This is a genomic window from Geodermatophilus sp. SYSU D00708 (assembly GCF_054050115.1).
Map to the genome: position 1 here is coordinate 1 of NZ_JBJGYS010000050.1, position 17,407 is coordinate 17,407.

Sequence of the window (17,407 nt, forward strand, 5' to 3'; positions counted from 1 at the left end):
CGGCGTCGTCCACGCCGCAGTTGTTGCTGATCGTGGTCAGGTCCGTGGCGCCCTTGTCCAGCAGCGCGTCGATCAGCGCGTACGGGATCCCGCACAACCCGAACCCGCCCACGGCCAGCACCGCGCCGTCGGGCACGTCGGCCACCGCCTCAGCGGCGCTGCCCACCACCTTGTCCATGCAGGAGTCCCACCGTCCGTCCGGGCGGCTGGGACGGCTGCGTCAGGCAGGTCGGCCCAGCTCGCGGATGCCCTCGATCGTCCGCCCGAGCGTAGCGGTGACCCGCTCGGTGGCCGCACGCGCGGGCAGCTGCCCGGCGTCAGGGGAGCGGACCAGCACGATCGAGGCGCCGGCGGCCAGCGGCGCGAGCAGCCAGGCGACCGGCCCGGCTTCGTCGGCGGTGCGGTCGTCGACCAGCACCCGGTCGCCGTCGGCCAGGCCCAGTCGCCCGGCGAGCTCCCGCGCGGTGGACACCAGCCCGCCGAGGGTCAGCTCGAGGCCGCCGAGCAGCAGTCCCGGCGCGGCCGGGTCGGGCTGCTGCCACGGGACGAACACGTCCCCGTGCGCGCGGACCTCCAGCGCGAAGTCGCGCGCCGGCCCGGTGTACCCGGCCATGCCCAGGCCCAGCGGGTGCAGGGACAGGCCCAGCAGCTCGGGCAGGTCCTGCTCCTCCAGCGGGGCCAGGCGGTCCTGGGCGGCGAGCACGACGTCGGCGTCGTCCAGCCGGCCGTCGTCCTCGGCCGCGGTGTCGAGCACCGTGGCGCCGCACGCCCACACGCCGAGCAGCACCGCCGCGGTCTGCCAGTGCACCGGCAGCGCGACGGCCACCGTGCTCCCCGCCGTGACGTCGAACTCGTCCTGGAGCAGGTTCGCCGTCTTCGCCACCCAGTTGGCGAGGGTGGCCGCCGACAGCTCCACCCGCTCGCCGGTCGCGTCGTCGTAGGAGGTGACCAGCGGCGCGGCGGCGTCCCGGCGCAACCGCGCGGCCAGCAGGGCGGCGGGGGTGGTGGGAGAGGTGTGGTCCACGGGGAGAGGGTGGCAGCCGGGTCGGCGGCTGCGAGCCGCACCCGTCGCCCGCGGCTACAGTCGGATCCCGGTGCCCGCCACAGCGCGGGACAGCCGTGCGACGCGGTCGCCCGGCCGACGGACCCCGACGGGGTCGTCTCGCGGGGGCGGACGAACCCCGCCCCGTGTCCGAGGAGAAGGTCGGGAGTGACCACACACACCGTCGAGCTCGGGCCCCCGGGCCTGGAGCCGGCCGACGGCCGGTCGCGCGACCGCGGGGCCGGGGCCGGGGGACGGCTGTCCCCGGTGGGGGCCACCGCGCTGGCCTTCCTGGGCTACCTGGTGCTGCAGCTGGGCCAGCTGGTCGTCCTGAGCCGGCTGGCTCCCCGCTTCTTCTGGTTCGACGACTCCCAGGCGCAGTTCGGTCCGATGCTGTGGTGGATGGGCCAGCACCTGGAGGGTGGCCGGCCCCCGCTCATGGACCCCGAGCTGGGCATGGCCGGCAACCTCGCGGCCGACATGCAGTACGGCGCCCTGGACCCGCTGCACTGGGCCCTGCAGGCGCTGTCCCGCGGCACCGACGACTTCCTGGTCCTGTCCTGGGGCCACGCCACGCTGTGCGTGCTGCTGCTGGGCTCCGGGGTCTTCGCCGTGCTGCGCTCCCACGGCGTGCGCCGCTGGCTGTGCCTGGCCGGCGCCCTCGGCGTGGCCTCCAGCGGCTTCTTCCTCTGGTACGGCGGCTCCTGGTGGCCGCTGCTGTGGAGCATCGGCTGGCTGCCGTGGTTCTGGTGGGGCCTGCAGGCCCGCCGGTGGACCGGACCGCTCGTCGCCGGCCTGGCCACGTGGGGCCTGCTGGCCTCCGGCAACCCCTACGTGCTGTTCTTCGCCCTCGCGCTGGTCCTGGCCCAGGCGTGGGAGCAGGTGCGCGACGGCGGCGGCTGGCGGGTGCTGGTGCAGCCGCTCGGCCTGGCGCGGGTCGCCGCGGCCGTCGGCGGGCTGCTGCTGGCCCTGCCCACGCTGCTCACCACCGTCGAGGTCTCGCCGTTCATGCAGCGGCTGGACCCCGACCAGGTGGTGGGCAACGTCGCCTTCGGGGTGACCAACCTGGCCGACGTCCTCCTGGGCAGCCCGACGCTGCTGGGCCAGACCAACGCCTGGGGCGGCTCGCTCGGGCTGGTCCCGGCCATGTACACGCTGCTGGTCGCCGTCCCGGCCCTGGCCCTCGTCGACTGGCGGCGGGCGCTGCGCGCGCGGGGCGTGCTCACCGCGGGCGTGGTCTGGGCGCTGGCGGTGGTCTTCACCCAGCTGCCCACGACGGTGTCGGTCTTCCGCTACCCGTTCCGCTACCTCGTGGTCGTGCAGGTGTTCCTGCCGCTGCTGGTCCTGCTGGCGCTGCGGGCCGCGCCGCGGCTCACCCGGGGGCGGGTCGCGGCCGCGTTCGCCCTGGTCGTCGCCCAGACCCTGCTTGCGCTGTTCCGGGCGCCGGTGTTCTCGAAGTGGCACCTGCTGGCCGGCGTCCTGACGGCGGTGGCCGTCGCCGGGCTGGTCGCCGCGCTGCGGGACGACCGCCCCCGGCGGCGGACGGCGGCGGCGGGCGCCGCGGTGGTCGTGCTGCTCAGCTGGGGCACGGTCTTCGTCGGTGAGCAGATGATGGCCTCGCTCGAGGAGCGGGTGGACGCCCTGGCCGGGCGCCCGGCCGCCGACGAGGGTCCGTACCGGGCGCTGCCTCCCGGCCGCGACCTGGGGACGACGGTGGCCGCCTACGAGGAGCGCTCCGCCGGCGTGGACACCTCCGCGACGGTCATCACCTTCGACTACGAGGGCGACATGGGCTGGTCGGACGGCGTCCTGCGGGGCAACGGCAACCTGGTGGCCGGCTTCGAGACCGGGACCGGCTCCTACGCCGTCTGGCACGAGGCGCTCAACGAGCACTGGTGCCGGACCTACGAGGGCGCGACCTGCGACGACCCGGCGAAGCTGCTGCAGACCGCGCCGGGCACCGGGACCTCCTGGCTGGAGCTGATGAGCGAGGACACCGTGCTGCTGGACCGGGACGCCCCCGAGGTGCTGCAGCAGTACTTCGCGGCGCGCTGGACGCCCGGGGCCACCACCGAGGGGTACACCGAGTACCGCCGCGACGACGGCCTCCCGGGCCGGGTCACCGCCGCGCGGGGGGTCACCGTCACTGACGGGTCGACGCGGGAGGCCCGCGGCGACGAGCCGATGGACACCTACACGGTGAGCACCGGCCCCGACGGCGGCTCCCTGGCCTTCCGGATCCCGTACTGGCCGGGCCTGACCGCCACGCTGGACGGCGAGCCGATCGACGTCGGGTCGGTGGACGACGCCGTGCTGCGCGTCGACCTGCCCGCCGGCCTGGACGGCGCGACCCTGCAGCTGTCCTACCTGCCCATCGGCCAGCGCCTGCTGGTCCCGGCCCTCGGGGCGGGCGCGGTGCTGGTGCTGGCCGCGACCGCCGGGGCGGTGTGGGCCCGGGCCCGGGAGCGGGCCTCCGGGCGACGGCCGGCGGCGGCCCCGGCGGCCGCGGGTGGCGACCGGTGAGCGGCCGGTGGGGGAGGCTCCTGCACCAGGTCACCCGGTTCCTGCTCGGGTCGTGCCTGGGCCTGGCGGTGGACCTGGGGCTGTTCGCGGCCGGCGTCCGGCTGGGCGCGCCGCCGTGGCTGGCCAACCTGGTCAGCGCCGGGTGCGCGGTGGTGGTCGTCTACCTGTTCGTCACCAAGTACGCCTTCCGCAGCGAGCGGTCCCGGCTGACGTTCCTGCTGTTCGTCGGCTGGTACGTGATCTCGATCGTGGTCTTCTCGGTCCTCATCGACCTGGTGCACGAGGTCACCGGCTGGGACGCCTTCGTCTGCAAGCTGCTGTCGCTGCCGCCGTCCTTCGCCGCGAACTTCCTCGCCAGCAAGCTGCTCTTCCGCGGCCGCCCGGCGCCGGCACCGATCCCGGCCCGCGCACCGACGACCACCCACGACACGGCAGGAGCCTGAGATGGCCCAGCGCACGGTCCACGGGGCCGCGGAGCCCACACGTCTCGAAGGAACGGGAGCACGGATCGACATGGCACGTCCGGGAGGGGCGGTCCAGGCCCTGCTGTTCGACCTCGACGGCACCCTCGTCGACACCCGGGAGGCCAACTACCTGGCCTACCGGGACGCGTTCGCCGAGTCGGGCCACGAGCTCACCGAGGAGGTGTTCGCCACCACCTGGGGCCAGGACTCCCGCGACTTCATCCCCGCGCTGCTGCCCGGCATCGACCCCGCCGGGGTCGACACGATCCGGGCGGCCAAGAGCCGGCTCTACGCCGAGCAGCTGCACCGGACGGCGGCCAACGACGCGCTGATCGCCTTCCTCCGGCTGGTCGCGCCCACCCACCCCACGGCGCTGGTCAGCACCGCCAAGTCCGGCAACGGCCGGCAGATCCTCGACACCCACGGCCTGACGCCGCTGTTCGACGTCGTGGTCTGGGGCGACGACGTGGCCCGCAGCAAGCCCGACCCGGAGGGGTACCTGCGCGCCCTGGAGCTGCTCGGCGCCGACGCCGCCCACAGCCTGGCGTTCGAGGACTCCGAGACCGGCCGGCAGGCCGCCCTGGCCGCGGGCCTGCTCGTCCTCGAGGTTCCGCACTTCTGATGGCACTCCCGAGCTACTCCCGCGGCCGGCTGGCGCTGATCGTCGTCGCGCTGCTGTCGCTGGCGGGCTTCCTCGTCCTCACCTGGCCGACGCTGTCGGAGCTGTGGCAGCTGCTGTCCGACGGGCTCTCCGGGCGCGGCTGGGCGGTGCTGGTCGCGGCCTCGCTGGTGCAACTGGGCGGCCACGTGCTGCGCGCGGCGCGCACCAAGGTGGTCATCGACAACGTGCGCCGGGGCAGCCTGGCCGGCCAGTTCCGGCACCTGACCATCGGCTACCTGTTCAACCTCGTCTGGCCGCTGCGGGTCGGCGAGGTCGTGCGCTCGTACCTGGTCGCCAAGACCCTGCGGATCAGCTTCCTGTACACGCTGCTGGCCGTCGTCCTCGAGCGGCTGAGCGACGTCGTCCTGGTGTCGCTGTCCTTCCTGGTGCTGCTGGCGGTCGTCGGCGGGCCGGTCGTGGGCGTCGTCCCGCTGGCCGCGGTGGTGGCGCTGGCGGTGTCGGTCGTCCTCATCGCCTCCTTCGTCGCCCTGGTGCGGGAGAACACCGTCCTGATGCGACTGGCCTGGCGGGCGAGCGGCTGGCTGAACACCGACCTGGAGAACCGGGCCCGGTTCAAGCTGTGGTCGGTCATCTTCGGCTTCCAGCGGTTCTTCCGGCAGCGCCGGCAGCTGGTCCGCTACGGGACGCTCGCGCTGGGCTCCTGGGCCTGTTACGTCGCGGCCGCCGCGATGGTCGCGGTCACCGTGTTCCCCGCGCTCTCCGGCCGGGAGAGCCTGGTCGCCACCGCCGCCCCCGCCGGCGTGGTCAGCCCGAGCATCGGCAACGGCGCGCCCGGCGGCTACGTCGAGGGGGTACAGGCCTTCGTCGAGGGCAGCACCCCGCTGGCCGGCGTGGACGTGCTGCTGTTCGCCGCGGCGACGTGGATGGTGACCAACGTCCCCGTGCTGCTCGTCGCCGTCGTCTCGCTGTTCGTCAACTGGGCCAAGCGCACCAGCGCCCCGCTGGCCGGCGCCGAGCTCGCCCCCGCCGACGGCTACGTCAACAAGCTCGGCCGCGACCAGGACATCTCCGGGTCGATGACGCACTTCCTCGACGCGTACTTCCAGCGTCAGCACCTCAGCCAGGTCATGCACCGGCTGGAGGTGGACGGCAACGTCAGCCTGGTCCGCTTCTTCAAGGGCGGCTCGAACGCGGTCACCCTGCTGGCCACCAGCGGCGACGGCGAGCTGTTCGTCAAGAAGATGGTGCCGCCGGAGTACGCGCACCGGCTGAAGAACCAGCACGACTGGCTGGCCGAGCGGGCCGACCACCGGCAGCTGGTCACCGTGCTGCGCGAGCAGCACGCCGAGGACCACTACGCCATCGACCTCGAGTACCGGCCCAGCAGCGTCCCGCTGTTCGAGTACGTGCACGAGAACACGCACGCGGAGTGCGTCGCCAAGATCGCCGAGGTCTGGGACTACATGTACGACCGTGTCTACGACCTCGGCGACCTCGAGCAGCAGCCCGACCTGCGCGACGACTACGTGAGCGAGCGGTTCGTCATGCGGGTGCGCGCGGCCGCGGAGTCGCACGCCGCGCTGGCCGAGGCGCTCAAGGGCGAGCGGATCGTGGTCAACGGCCGCGAGCTGGACAACTTCGACCGGGTGCTGTCCCGCATCCAGGGCACCGAGGCGGCGTGGAACGACCTGGCCACCTTCCGGCCGTCGGCGCACATCCACGGCGACCTCACGGTCGACAACATCCTCGTCGACCTGCCCTCGCGGGACGTCCTGGTGATCGACCCGTCCGACGACAACCAGCTGCGCGGGCCGGTCATCGACTTCGCCCGGCACATGCAGTCGCTGCTGTACGGCTACGAGTTCCTCAACGACGACGACGACCCGGTCGTGCTGGGGGAGCGGGACGGCCTGCCCGAGATCACCTACCGCGACGCCCGCTCCGCCCGCTACGACGAACTGGCCGACTTCGTCACCACCCAGGTCATGCCCCGGCACCTGAGCGTCGCCGAGCAGCGCTCCGTGCTCTTCCACGTCGGGCTCTTCTACGGCCGCATGCTCACCCACCGCGTGGCGATCAACTCGGGGACGGTGCTGAAGTACTACGGCGTCTGCATCCAGGCGCTCAACCGCTTCCTCGACCAGTACGACCTGCCGGTCCGGGACGAGGACGACGACGTCTTCGGCGCCGAGCCGAGGCAGGAGGAGGTGCTCGCCCGGTGAACGCGGTCATCGCCATCCCGGCGTACAACTGCGCGCCGCAGATCGGCCGCGTGCTCGACGAGATCACCCCCGAGGTCGCCGCGCGAGTGAGCGAAATCTGGGTCATCGACAACCGCAGCACCGACGACACCCTCGAGCGGGCGCTGGAGTACAAGCGATCCGGACGGCTGCCGAACCTGCGGGTCTTCCGCAACCGGCAGAACAACAGCCTCGGCGGCACCCACAAGGTCGCCTTCGAGCACGCCCGCGCCGCCGGGCACACCCACGTGGTGATCCTGCACGGGGACAACCAGGCCAAGAGCGACGAGGTCGCGCTGCTGCTCGACCACGCGCAGGCCCACCCCGAGACGCAGACCGTCCTCGGCTCCCGCTTCAGCCGGCGCTCCCGGCTGCACGGCTACGACGCCAAACGGGTGTGGGGCAACCGCGTGCTGAACACCGTCTACAGCGCGGTGGCGCTACGGCCGCTGCAGGACCTGGGCTCTGGCCTGAACCTGTTCGCGCTGCGCGACCTGGACCCGGCCACGTACCTGCGGTTCGCCGACCACCTGACGTTCAACTACGAGCTGATCCTCGACCTGGTGGCCCGCAAGGTGCGGTTCGCGTTCGTGCCGATCACCTGGCGCGAGGAGGACCAGGTGTCGAACGCGCGCAACTGGAACATCTTCCGGACGGCGCTGCGCAACCTGGCGCTGTGGCGGCTGGGCCGGCCGACCTCCGAGCCGGCCGCCGACCGCGACTACGAGTGGGACGAGGTGCAGTGATGGCCACCCTCCAGGTGCTCATGCCCATGGGCGGACTGGGGACGCGCTTCCGCAAGGTCGGCGTCACCACCCCCAAGCCGCTGATCGAGGTGGACGGCGCGCCGATGTTCCAGCGGGCGCTGCGCTCCTTCGCGCCGTGGACCGGGGAGAAGACGGTCACCGTCGTCGTCCGCGCGGACGACGACCGCGAGCACGGCCTGGCCCGGCAGGTGCTCGCCGCCCAGCCGTCGGCCGACATCGTGCTGCTCGACCACGACACCCGCGGGGCGGTGGAGACCTGCCTGGAGGCGCGCGACTCCCTCGACCCCGACCAGCCGCTGGTGATCATGGACTGCGACATCGCGTTCGACAGCCCCGAGTACTTCCGGGTGCTGGCGCAGGCGGCGCAGACTCGCGACGTCGACGGCCTGCTGCTGTCGTTCCGGTCCACCGAGCCGCGGTACAGCTTCGCCGAGGTGGGGCCCGACGGCCTCGTCGTCCGGACGGCGGAGAAGCAGGCCATCTCCTCCGACGCGCTGATGGGCGTGTACTCGTTCACCTCCGCGCGGGTGTTCCTGGAGGCCGCCGACCGGCTGATGGCCAAGCAGATCGACGCGGCCATGCCCGAGTACTACGTGTCCCTGGTCTTCAACGAGCTGATCACCTCCGGCCGCCGCGTGGGCCTGGTGCGGGGCGACTTCTACTGCTTCGGGACGCCGGAGGAGCTGGCCGCCTACCGCGAGACCGGTTTGCCCGTCTGACGTGCGCCGACCCGCAGCCGCGCACCGCGCCGCCGCCGGTGCCCTCCTCGCCGTCGCCGTCCTGCTCGGTGGGTGCGGGGGCTCCGGCCCGGCCACGTCCCTGCCGTACGCGGCGGCGGGGACGACCGGGCCCCCCGCGCCCGTGACCCCCGAGGTCCCCGCGCCGATCCGGCTGGCCGCCGTGGGCGACTCGATCACCCAGGCCGACGGGGACGTGCCCGCCGGCGTGCTCGGGCCGGGGTCCTGGCTGGCCACCACGGTCGCCGACGAGGTCACCTTCGCCGGGGGCTGGGCGCGCGGCGGGGCCACCACCGCCGACATGCTGGCCGCCGCGACGCACGTGGACGCCGACGTCCTCGTCGTCATGGCCGGCACCAACGACCCGACGGCGGGCATCCCCGGCGAGCAGACCGCCGCGGACCTGCGCGCCCTCGTCGCGCGGACGGGGGTGCCGCGGGTGGTGCTCTCCGCCGTGCCGCCGCGCGACGCGGTGCCGGCGATGGCGGTCGAGACCAACCGCGTCCTCGCCGACCTGGCGGCCGCCGAGGGCTGGACCTTCGCCGACCCGATGGCCCTGGTGCGGGAGGGCGACCGCTTCGCGCCCGGCATGAGCGACGACGGGCTGCACCCCAACCCGCGTGCCGCGGCGCTCATCGGGGAGTCCCTGCGGGGCACCGTCCGCGAGGTCGCGCGGGGCTGACCCGGTGCACCGGCCGCGCTGCACCTAGGGTCGGGTCACATGGACGCGAGGGGAGCTGCGCGCCTGCACCGTGCGGAGGCGGAGCTGCTCGGTTCCGTCCGCCGGTGGCTGGGCGACACCCCCGCCGTGCCGCTGGCCCGGGGCCTCTCGCACCTCGGCGAGCACGCCGCCGGCTGGCTGCTGCTCGGTGCGGCGGGCTGGCTGCGCGGCCGGCGGCGCGCCGAGTGGGGCACCGCCGCGATGGGCGTGCTGGCCGCCCACGCCGCCGCGGTGCTGGTCAAGCGGGCCGTCCGGCGGGGCAGGCCGGTGCTCGACGCCGTCCCCGCGCTGGTCGCGACGCCCAGCCGGCTGTCGTTCCCCAGCGCACACGCGGCCTCCACCGCGGCCGCGGCGTACGGCTACGGACCGCTGGTCGGCCGGCTCCCGATGACCGCCGTCCTGGCCGCGATGGGCGTCTCCCGCGTGCTGCTCGGCGTGCACTGGCCCAGCGACGTCGTCGCCGGGGTGCTCGTCGGCGGCGGGGTCGCCGCCGGTGTGCGGCGGGGCGCGGCCCGGTGGAGGGCGGCGTGAGCGGGGCAGCGGACGGCGCCGTCCGGCGGCGGCTGACCGGCTGGGGGCGCACCGCGCCCACCGTCGCCACCCTCGCGCCGGTGCGGACGGCGGACGACGCCGCGGCCGCGCTCTGCGGCCGCGGACCCCGCGGGGTGGTCGCCCGCGGGCTGGCCCGCAGCTACGGGGACGCCGCGCAGAACGCCGGCGGGCACGTGCTCGACCTGACCGGGCTGGACCGGGTGCTCGACGTCGACCTCGAGCAGGGCGCGGTCACCGTCGAGGCGGGGATCTCGCTGGACCGGCTGATGCGGCTGTTCGTCCCCCTCGGCCTGTTCGTCCCGGTCACCCCGGGCACCCGGTACGTCACCGTCGGCGGGGCGGTCGCCGCCGACGTGCACGGGAAGAACCACCACCGGGCCGGCAGCTTCGCCCGCTACGTCGACTGGCTGGACCTGCTCACCGCCGACGGGCAGGTGCGCCGCGTGGGCCCCGACCAGGACCCGGAGCTGTTCTGGGCGACCGCCGGCGGCATGGGGCTGACCGGCGTGATCCTGCGGGTGCGGCTGCGGATGACGCCGGTCGAGACCGCCTCCCTGCTGATCGACACCGATCGGGCGCCGGACCTCGACGCCCTCCTGGACCTGCTCACCGCGACCGACTCCCACTACGAGCACTCGGTGGCCTGGATCGACTGCGTGGCCCGGGGCGCCCGGCTCGGGCGCGCGGTGCTGACCCGCGGCCGGTTCGCCCGCCGCGACGAGCTCCCGCCGCGGCGGCGCGCCGACCCGCTGCGCTACTCGGGCGCGGTGCGGCTGCAGGCCCCGGACCTCTTCCCGCCCGGGCTGCTCAACCCCGCCACGGTGGCCGCCTTCAACGAGGTCTGGTACCGCCGGGCGCCGCGCCGCCGGCGCGACGAGCTGCAGGCCATCCCGACCTTCTTCCACCCGCTGGACGGCGTCGGTGCCTGGAACCGGGTGTACGGCCCGCGCGGGTTCGTCCAGTACCAGTTCGTCGTCCCGTTCGGTGAGGAGGAGACGGTGCGCCGGGCGCTGGTCCGCACCAGCGCCACCCGGACGCCGTCCTTCCTCGCGGTGCTCAAGCGCATGGGGCCGAGCAGCCCGGGCCTGCTGTCCTTCCCCATGCCGGGCTGGACCCTGGCGCTGGACATCCCGGTCCTGCCCGGGCTGGCCCGGCTGCTCGACGAGCTCGACGAGCTGGTGGTCGGCGCGGGCGGGCGCGTGTACCTGGCCAAGGACGCCCGGCTGCGGCCCGCGCACCTGCCCCGCATGTACCCCGAGCTCGACCGGTTCCGCGCCGTCCGCGAGCGCGTGGACCCCACGCACGTGTTCACCTCGGACCTCGCCAGGAGGCTGTGCCTGTGATCGACGCCCTGGGTTCGGTGGGCTCCCTGCTGCTGGTCGGCGGCACCTCCGACATCGCGGTCGCCACCGCCCGCCGGTACCTGGCCGAGCGGCCGCTGCGCGTGGTCCTGGCCGCCCGCGACACCCCGCGCCGGGCCGCGGTCGCCGACGAGCTGCAGGCCGCGGGGGCCACGGTCGAGGTCGTGGACTTCGACGCCGCCGACCCCGACGCGCCGCAGCGGGTGGTGGAGCAGGCCACCGCCGGTGGGGACGTCGACGTCGCGGTCGTGGCCTTCGGCGTGCTCGGGGACCACGCCCGGTTGCGGGTCGACCCGGCCGCGGTGGGGGAGCTGGCGCAGGTCGACTACGTGGCCCCGGTCGTGGTCGGCACCGCGCTGGCCGAGCGGATGCGGCAGCAGGGCCACGGGGTGCTCGTGGCGCTCTCCTCGGTGGCCGGCGAGCGGGCGCGGAAGGCCAACTACGTCTACGGCTCGGCGAAGGCCGGCATGGACGCGTTCTACTCCGGGCTGGGCGACGACCTGGCCGGCAGCGGGGTGTCGGTCCTGGTCGTGCGGCCCGGGTTCGTCCGCTCGAAGATGACCGCAGGACTGCCCGCCGCGCCGCTGGCCACGACGCCCGAGGCGGTGGCCGAGGCGATCGTGGCCGGGGTCCGGCGCGGGCGGCACACCGTCTGGGTGCCCGGCCTGATGCGGCTGGTCATGGCCGTGGTGCGGCACCTGCCGCGCCCGGTCTTCCGCCGGTTGCCCCTCTGAGACGCCGCGGGGGCGGGGAGGGCGCCCGCCTCCCCGCCCCCGCGGAGCGTCCCCTTGCAGGGCCCCGCCGCGGCCCCGTCCAGAGGCTCACCCCGAGCTGCGAGGGGTCTGGCGGCCCCGTCCAGGGTCCCGCCGCGAGCGTGCGAGCGGTGGGGAGGACGGGGTCCTTCTCGGGGTCCCTTCTCAGTTGATGCAGGTGGTGTCGGCCGCGGTGCGGGCGTCCTTGCCCTCCGTGGCCGGCTCGTCGGCCGCGGCCGGCTGCTCGGTGACCGCCTGGCCGACCCCGTTGAAGTCCGAGCCGAGCACCAGCTGCACGGTGCCCACGGTGGCGTCGTCGGCCTTCGTCAGCTTCGCGCCCTCGACGACCTCCGCCAGGGCCCGGGCCCGGGCCTCGTCGCCCTCGGCGTAGCGGATCTCGGTCCGGGTGTAGTCGGTGGAGTCGGCGTTGCCGGTGCCGGCGACGGTGAAGCCCGCCCCCTGCAGACCGGCCGCGGTCTCGGCGGCCAGCCCCGCGGTCCCCGAGCCGTTGTAGACGGTGACGGCGACGTCGGCGGGAGCGGCGGTCTCCTCGGCCGGCTCCTCCTCGGCAGGCTGCTCGGCCTCCTGCGGCTCGGCCGACAGGTCGGCGAAGAACCGGTGGAGCGTGTCGACGTCCTCCAGGCGGAGGATGTATCGGCCCTGCTCGTCCTTGTCGTCACCGACGTAGGGGACGGTCTGGAAGTCGACGCTGCCCAGGTCCACCGACTGCATCTGCTCGGCGAGCTGGAACAGGTCGAGGTCCTGGTCCACGGTGAGCGACTGCGAGGCCGCCTCCACCAGTTGGCGCTGCTTGCCCAGGTCGAACAGGGTGTCCTCGGAGAGGATCTTGCGGACGACGCCGGCGATGAAGACCTGCTGGCGGACGATGCGGTCGAAGTCGCCCCGCGGCAGCCCGTGGCGCTGGCGGACGAACTTGAGGGCGTCGGCGCCGCTGATGGTCTGGACACCGGCGGGGAACACCGCGCCGGAGTACTTGGTGTCGTTCACGGGGGCGCAGAGGTTGACCTCGACGCCGCCGACGACGGTGCTGAGGTTGAAGAAGCCGAGCAGGTCGACCTCGGCGTAGTGGTCGATCTGCAGGCCGGTGAGCTGGTTGACCGTCTGCACCAGCAGCCGGGCGCCGGAGGCGCGCTTCGTCGCCTCGTCGGCGTCGGCCGGGGCGTCGCCGTAGCCGTAGGCGAACGCGGCGTTGAGCTTGTCGTTGCCGTGGCCGGGGATGGCCACGTAGGAGTCGCGCGGGAACGAGACGAAGGAGGCCTTGGAGCCGTCGGCCGGCAGGTGGACCAGGATCATCGTGTCGGTGTTGAGCCCGCTGGAGCCACCGGTGTGGAACTCGTTCTCCTGCTCGGGGGTCAGGCTCTCGCGGCTGTCGCTCCCCACCAGGAGCAGGTTGAGCTCCGACCCGCCGTCGTCGCCGGTCGAGGCGATCACGTCGGTCCGGGTGACGCTGGCCTCGGCGACCTGACCCAGGTACCAGCCCCAGCCGCTGCCACCGAGCAGCGCGACCGAGAGCAGCCCCACGACGACGCGGGTGAGCACGGCGGCACGCCTGCCACGGCGCGGGGTGCCCTCCGGCGCCGAACCGGCCTCCGGGCGCTCGGCCGCCTTCCGCGAGGTGCGACCGGCACGGGGGTCCAGCCGCGGCGGCAGCGGACGGCCGTCGGTCCCGGCCTGCTTGTCGTGCTTCCTCGTCACGGCGTCCTCACTGGTGTCCGTTGGGGCGCGCCGGGCTCCCCGGGCGGTGCGTCCGCGTCCTGCGGCGTCCACGCCTCACGGCGGGCGGCGGCGCGAGCGATGCTAGCCACCAAAGGGGTGAGACGACCCCGTCCGACACGGACGGTCCGCCGCCTGCGCCACTACCGTGCTCACCGACCGCAGTTGTCACACTCCAGAAGGGCCCGGGCATGCGCATCCTCGTGACGGGGGGAGCCGGCTTCATCGGTTCCCACTACGTCCGGACCCTGCTGACCGGTGGGTACCCCGGCTTCGAGGACGCCGAGGTGACCGTCTTCGACGCGCTGACCTACGCCGGCAACCTGGCCAACCTGGCGCCGGTGGCCGACAGCCCGCGCTACCGGTTCGTGCGGGGGGACATCTGCAGCGCCGCCGACCTCGACGCCGCCCTGCCCGGGCACGACGTCGTGGTGAACTTCGCCGCCGAGTCGCACGTGGACCGCTCCATCTCCGGGGCCTCGCAGTTCGTGCTGACCAACGTGCTCGGCGCCCAGCAGGTCTTCGAGGCCGCGCTGCGGCACGGCGTCGGCCGGGTCGTGCACGTCTCCACCGACGAGGTGTACGGCTCGATCGACGAGGGGTCCTGGACCGAGGACCACCTGCTGGAGCCCAACTCGCCGTACTCGGCGGCCAAGGCCGGCGGCGACCTGATCGCCCGCGCCTACGCCAAGACCTACGGCCTGGACATCTCGGTCACCCGGTGCAGCAACAACTACGGCCCCTACCACTTCCCGGAGAAGGTCATCCCGCTGTTCGTCACCAACCTGCTCGACGGGGAGAAGGTGCCGCTCTACGGCGAGGGCGCCAACGTCCGCGACTGGCTGTTCGTCGACGACCACTGCCGCGGCATCCAGCTGGTGCTGGAGAAGGGCCGGGCCGGGGAGTTCTACAACATCGGCGGCGGCCGGGAGCTGTCCAACCGCGAGCTCACCGAGCAGCTGCTGGCGGCCACCGGCCGCGACTGGAGCTACGTGGAGAACATCGTCGACCCGCGCGGCGGCGGCCACGACCTGCGCTACTCGGTGGACTACTCCAAGACCGCGGCGCTGGGCTACGCCCCGCGGATGTCCTTCGAGGACGGCCTGGCCCTGACCGTGCAGTGGTACCGGGACAACCGGGCGTGGTGGGAACCGCTGAAGGCCGCCGCCGCTACCGCCCGGGCATGAGCACCGCCTGGCTGGTCACCGGGGCGCACGGACAGCTCGGCCGGGAGCTGCTCGCGGTCCTGGCCGGGCGGCCCGGGGACGCGGTCACGGCGGCCGGCCGGCACGAGGTGGACCTCACCGACGAGCGGCAGCTGCGGGCCGCCGTCTCGACCTGGCTGGCCGGAGCCCGGACGCGCGGGCAACGCGCCGTCGTGGTCAACGCCGCCGCCTACACCGCGGTCGACGCGGCCGAGGACGACGAGGCCACCGCCACCGTCGTCAACGGGCACGCGCCGGGCTGGCTGGCCGAGGAGCTGGCCGGGCGGGGACGGCTGGTGCACGTCTCCACCGACTACGTCTTCGCCGGGACGGCCACCACGCCCTACCCGGTCGACGCCCCGGTCGCCCCGCGCAGCGCCTACGGGCGGTCCAAGGCGGCCGGCGAGCGGGCGGTGGCCGCGGCCGGCGGGGACGCCACCGTGGTGCGCACCGCCTGGGTCTACGGACGGCACGGCACCAACTTCGTGAAGACGATGATGCGGCTGGAGCGGGAGCGGGCCACCGTCAGCGTCGTCGACGACCAGGTCGGCTCGCCCACCTGGTCGGCCGACCTCGCCGCCGCCCTCGTGGCGGCCGGCGCGCGGGAGGAGCCGCTGCCCCCGCTGCTGCACTGCACCAACGCCGGGCACACCTCCTGGCACGGCCTGGCCCGGGCGGTGTTCGAGGAGCTCGGCGCCGACCCCGCCCGCGTGCTGCCGACCACCACCGAGGCCTTCCCCCGGCCGGCGCCGCGGCCGGCCTGGTCGGTCCTGGACGACACCGCGTGGCAGGCGGCCGGCCTGCCCCCGATGCGGCCGTGGCGGGACGCCCTCCACCGGGCGATGCGCACCTTCGACGTCACCCCGGCGGGCTCGCCGGCCGGGTGACCGACCGGTCCGCCACGGGCGTGGGTCGTGTGACGCCTGTGAGTGGTGGGGGAGCCGATCCGGCACGACTGCGTGTCGGAGGCTCATGGTCACTCACCGCTACGTCGATCCTCTAGGGGACAGCCGGTGGCCTCCGTGGCGGCCGGACCACGGAACCCTGGAGGACTACTCCTCGTGCGCCGCCTCCTGACCGGATCCCTCGCCGTCGTCGCCCTCACCGGCACCGTCCTCGTGCTGCCGGTCTACGCGTCGCCGGGCCCCGAGGCCGAGCCGGTGCCCACCTCCACGGAAGAGGTGGCCATGGGGTCGGTCGAGGACCCGGCCCCGGCCGCCGACGTCCAGGACGGCACCTCCGAGCCGGTGTCCGGCGTCGCGGAGAGCGCGCCGACGCTGACCGTCACCAAGACCGACGTCCCCGAGTTCTCCCTGGTCGGGGTCACCTGGGCCTTCGACCCCGCGGTGACCGACACGGTGGTCAAGGTCCGGGTGCAGGACGCCGGCACCTGGGGGGAGTGGACCGAGGTCGGTACCGAGGACGCGGACCAGGACCCCGGGTCCGGCGCGCCCGCCGCCGTCCGCGGTGGCACCGCCCCGCTGTGGACCGGGCCCAGTACGGGCGTGGAGGCCGAGCTCGTCACCCGCTCCGGCGCCGCGCCGACCGACGTCCAGCTGGACCTGGTCGACCCGGGGGACAGCGCGGCCGACGCCAACCTCGGCACGCCCGACATCCAGGACACCGCGGACGCGGCCCTGGCCATGCCCGACGTGTACTCGCGGGCCCAGTGGGGCGCCGACGAGCGCAAGATGACCTGGGGCCCGGAGTACGCACCGACCCTCAAGGCCGCCACGCTGCACCACACGGCCGGGAGCAACGCCTACACCGCCGACCAGGTGCCGTCGATCCTCCGCGGGATCTACGAGTACCACGCGGTCCAGCGCGGCTGGGGCGACATCGGCTACAACGTGCTGGTCGACAAGTTCGGCCGCCGCTGGGAGGGCCGCGCCGGAGGGTTGTCCAGGACCGTCGTCGGCGCCCACGCCGGCGGCTTCAACACCGGGACCTTCGGCGTCTCGATGATGGGCACCTACGAGTCGCTGAACCCGCCGCAGGCCGTGGTCGACTCCGTGGCGGCGATCATCGCCTGGAAGTTCTCCCTCTACGGCGTCAATCCGCGGGGCACGACCACGCTGGTCTCCGGGGGCGGTGGCACGGCCAAGTACGCCAGGGGCGTTTCCGTCACGCTGCCGACGATCTTCGGTCACCGGGACGTCGGGAACACCACGTGCCCCGGCAACGCCGGCTACGCCCGCCTCGGTGAGATCCGGGACCAGGTGACCGCCAAGCTCAGCTCGGCCGTCCCGCTCGTGCGGCAGCGCTACGACGGGGACGCGGCGCTGCGCGCCATGCTCGGCGACGTCGTCACGCCGCCCACCCGGACGCCGGACGGCATGGGCGCCTACGCGCACTACGAGCACGGCTCCATCTACGCGACCCACGCGACCGGGGCCCGCGTCCTGCGCGGCTCGATCTACAGCAAGTGGGCCGCCCTCGACTGGGAGCGCAGCCCGCTGGGCTACCCGGTGTCCGACGTCGGCACGACGCCGGACGGGCAGGCCACGTACGCGCACTTCGAGCGCGGGTCCATCTACTCCTCGCGGACGGGCGGCACGCGCTGGCTGGGTGCGGCGATCCGGGATGCGTGGGGCGTGGCCGGCTGGGAGGGCGGCCGGCTGGGCTACCCGACGTCCGACCAGCGGTCCACGCCGGACGGCAAGGGCGCGTACGTGCACTTCCAGGGC

The 17,407-nt window shown here is 74.3% G+C and carries 16 protein-coding genes; 13 read left to right on the forward strand and 3 right to left on the reverse strand.

Translation table 11 applies throughout. From position 1 onward, the window contains the following. Nucleotides 1–178 (reverse strand): CoA-transferase (locus tag ACI79D_RS24270; RefSeq protein WP_456919576.1); only part of this gene is annotated, 178 nt, incomplete at its 3' end. A 42-nt stretch (nt 179–220) separates the two neighbouring features. Then, nucleotides 221–1,024 carry a TIGR03089 family protein gene (locus ACI79D_RS24275; RefSeq protein WP_456921097.1) on the reverse strand — a complete coding sequence of 268 codons (804 nt, stop codon included), beginning with the start codon at nt 1,022–1,024 and terminating at the stop codon, nt 221–223. Between the two features lie 186 nt (nt 1,025–1,210). On the opposite strand from ACI79D_RS24275, the gene ACI79D_RS24280 reads away from it, so the two are divergent. The 10 genes from ACI79D_RS24280 (at nt 1,211) to ACI79D_RS24325 (ending at nt 11,763) form a co-directional block, all read left to right on the forward strand. Further along, the gene (locus tag ACI79D_RS24280) at nt 1,211–3,565 is read left to right on the forward strand and encodes a hypothetical protein (RefSeq protein WP_456921098.1); all 2,355 of its coding nucleotides are present in this window, start codon (nt 1,211–1,213) and stop codon (nt 3,563–3,565) included. Next, nucleotides 3,562–4,008 carry a GtrA family protein gene (locus ACI79D_RS24285; RefSeq protein ID WP_456921099.1) on the forward strand — a complete coding sequence of 149 codons (447 nt, stop codon included), beginning with the start codon at nt 3,562–3,564 and terminating at the stop codon, nt 4,006–4,008. The genes ACI79D_RS24280 and ACI79D_RS24285 overlap by 4 nt, the downstream gene beginning before the upstream one ends. A 70-nt stretch (nt 4,009–4,078) precedes the next feature. Beyond that, a complete protein-coding gene (locus tag ACI79D_RS24290) occupies nt 4,079–4,651 on the forward strand; it encodes an HAD family hydrolase (RefSeq protein ID WP_456921100.1) in 573 nt (190 codons plus the stop codon). Then, entirely contained in the window at nt 4,651–6,873 is a 2,223-nt protein-coding gene (locus ACI79D_RS24295; RefSeq protein WP_456921101.1) for a lysylphosphatidylglycerol synthase domain-containing protein, read from the forward strand. Before ACI79D_RS24290 ends, ACI79D_RS24295 begins: the two co-directional genes overlap by 1 nt. Then, nucleotides 6,870–7,637 (forward strand): glycosyltransferase family 2 protein, encoded by a 768-nt coding sequence (locus ACI79D_RS24300; protein ID WP_456921102.1) that lies wholly within the window; start codon nt 6,870–6,872, stop codon nt 7,635–7,637. Before ACI79D_RS24295 ends, ACI79D_RS24300 begins: the two co-directional genes overlap by 4 nt. Beyond that, a complete protein-coding gene (locus tag ACI79D_RS24305) occupies nt 7,637–8,377 on the forward strand; it encodes a glycosyltransferase family 2 protein (RefSeq protein WP_456921103.1) in 741 nt (246 codons plus the stop codon). The genes ACI79D_RS24300 and ACI79D_RS24305 overlap by 1 nt, the downstream gene beginning before the upstream one ends. A 1-nt stretch (nt 8,378) precedes the next feature. After that, nucleotides 8,379–9,077: an SGNH/GDSL hydrolase family protein gene (locus ACI79D_RS24310; protein WP_456921104.1), complete on the forward strand. Its 699-nt coding sequence runs from the start codon at nt 8,379–8,381 to the stop codon at nt 9,075–9,077. A 39-nt stretch (nt 9,078–9,116) separates the two neighbouring features. Then, nucleotides 9,117–9,647: a phosphatase PAP2 family protein gene (locus ACI79D_RS24315; RefSeq protein ID WP_456921105.1), complete on the forward strand. Its 531-nt coding sequence runs from the start codon at nt 9,117–9,119 to the stop codon at nt 9,645–9,647. Then, nucleotides 9,644–11,011: an FAD-binding protein gene (locus ACI79D_RS24320; protein ID WP_456921106.1), complete on the forward strand. Its 1,368-nt coding sequence runs from the start codon at nt 9,644–9,646 to the stop codon at nt 11,009–11,011. Before ACI79D_RS24315 ends, ACI79D_RS24320 begins: the two co-directional genes overlap by 4 nt. After that, nucleotides 11,008–11,763 (forward strand): decaprenylphospho-beta-D-erythro-pentofuranosid-2-ulose 2-reductase, encoded by a 756-nt coding sequence (locus ACI79D_RS24325; protein WP_456921107.1) that lies wholly within the window; start codon nt 11,008–11,010, stop codon nt 11,761–11,763. The genes ACI79D_RS24320 and ACI79D_RS24325 overlap by 4 nt, the downstream gene beginning before the upstream one ends. Before the next feature lie 183 nt (nt 11,764–11,946). Here the strand turns inward: ACI79D_RS24325 and ACI79D_RS24330 are convergent, their stop codons facing one another. Then, nucleotides 11,947–13,497 (reverse strand): LCP family protein, encoded by a 1,551-nt coding sequence (locus ACI79D_RS24330; protein WP_456921108.1) that lies wholly within the window; start codon nt 13,495–13,497, stop codon nt 11,947–11,949. A gap of 209 nt (nt 13,498–13,706) precedes the next feature. Between ACI79D_RS24330 and rfbB the strand changes: the two genes are divergently transcribed. The 3 genes from rfbB to ACI79D_RS24345 all read left to right on the forward strand — a co-directional run. Further along, the gene (gene rfbB, locus ACI79D_RS24335) at nt 13,707–14,702 is read left to right on the forward strand and encodes a dTDP-glucose 4,6-dehydratase (RefSeq protein WP_456921109.1); all 996 of its coding nucleotides are present in this window, start codon (nt 13,707–13,709) and stop codon (nt 14,700–14,702) included. Beyond that, on the forward strand, nt 14,699–15,607 hold the full coding sequence (gene rfbD, locus ACI79D_RS24340) for a dTDP-4-dehydrorhamnose reductase (RefSeq protein ID WP_456921110.1): 909 nt from the start codon (nt 14,699–14,701) through the stop codon (nt 15,605–15,607). The genes rfbB and rfbD overlap by 4 nt, the downstream gene beginning before the upstream one ends. A gap of 174 nt (nt 15,608–15,781) precedes the next feature. After that, a partial coding sequence (locus ACI79D_RS24345) for an N-acetylmuramoyl-L-alanine amidase (RefSeq protein WP_456921111.1) occupies nt 15,782–17,407 on the forward strand: 1,626 nt, incomplete at its 3' end.

What these genes read in the sequence shown, in the direction of transcription:
- ACI79D_RS24290 (WP_456921100.1), top strand. Translation starts at nt 4,079, where the DNA reads ATGGCACGTCCGGGAGGGGCGGTCCAGGCCCTGCTGTTCGACCTCGAC.
- ACI79D_RS24295 (WP_456921101.1), top strand. Translation starts at nt 4,651, where the DNA reads ATGGCACTCCCGAGCTACTCCCGCGGCCGGCTGGCGCTGATCGTCGTC.
- ACI79D_RS24305 (WP_456921103.1), top strand. Translation starts at nt 7,637, where the DNA reads ATGGCCACCCTCCAGGTGCTCATGCCCATGGGCGGACTGGGGACGCGC.
- ACI79D_RS24315 (WP_456921105.1), top strand. Translation starts at nt 9,117, where the DNA reads ATGGACGCGAGGGGAGCTGCGCGCCTGCACCGTGCGGAGGCGGAGCTG.
- rfbB (WP_456921109.1), top strand. Translation starts at nt 13,707, where the DNA reads ATGCGCATCCTCGTGACGGGGGGAGCCGGCTTCATCGGTTCCCACTAC.
- rfbD (WP_456921110.1), top strand. Translation starts at nt 14,699, where the DNA reads ATGAGCACCGCCTGGCTGGTCACCGGGGCGCACGGACAGCTCGGCCGG.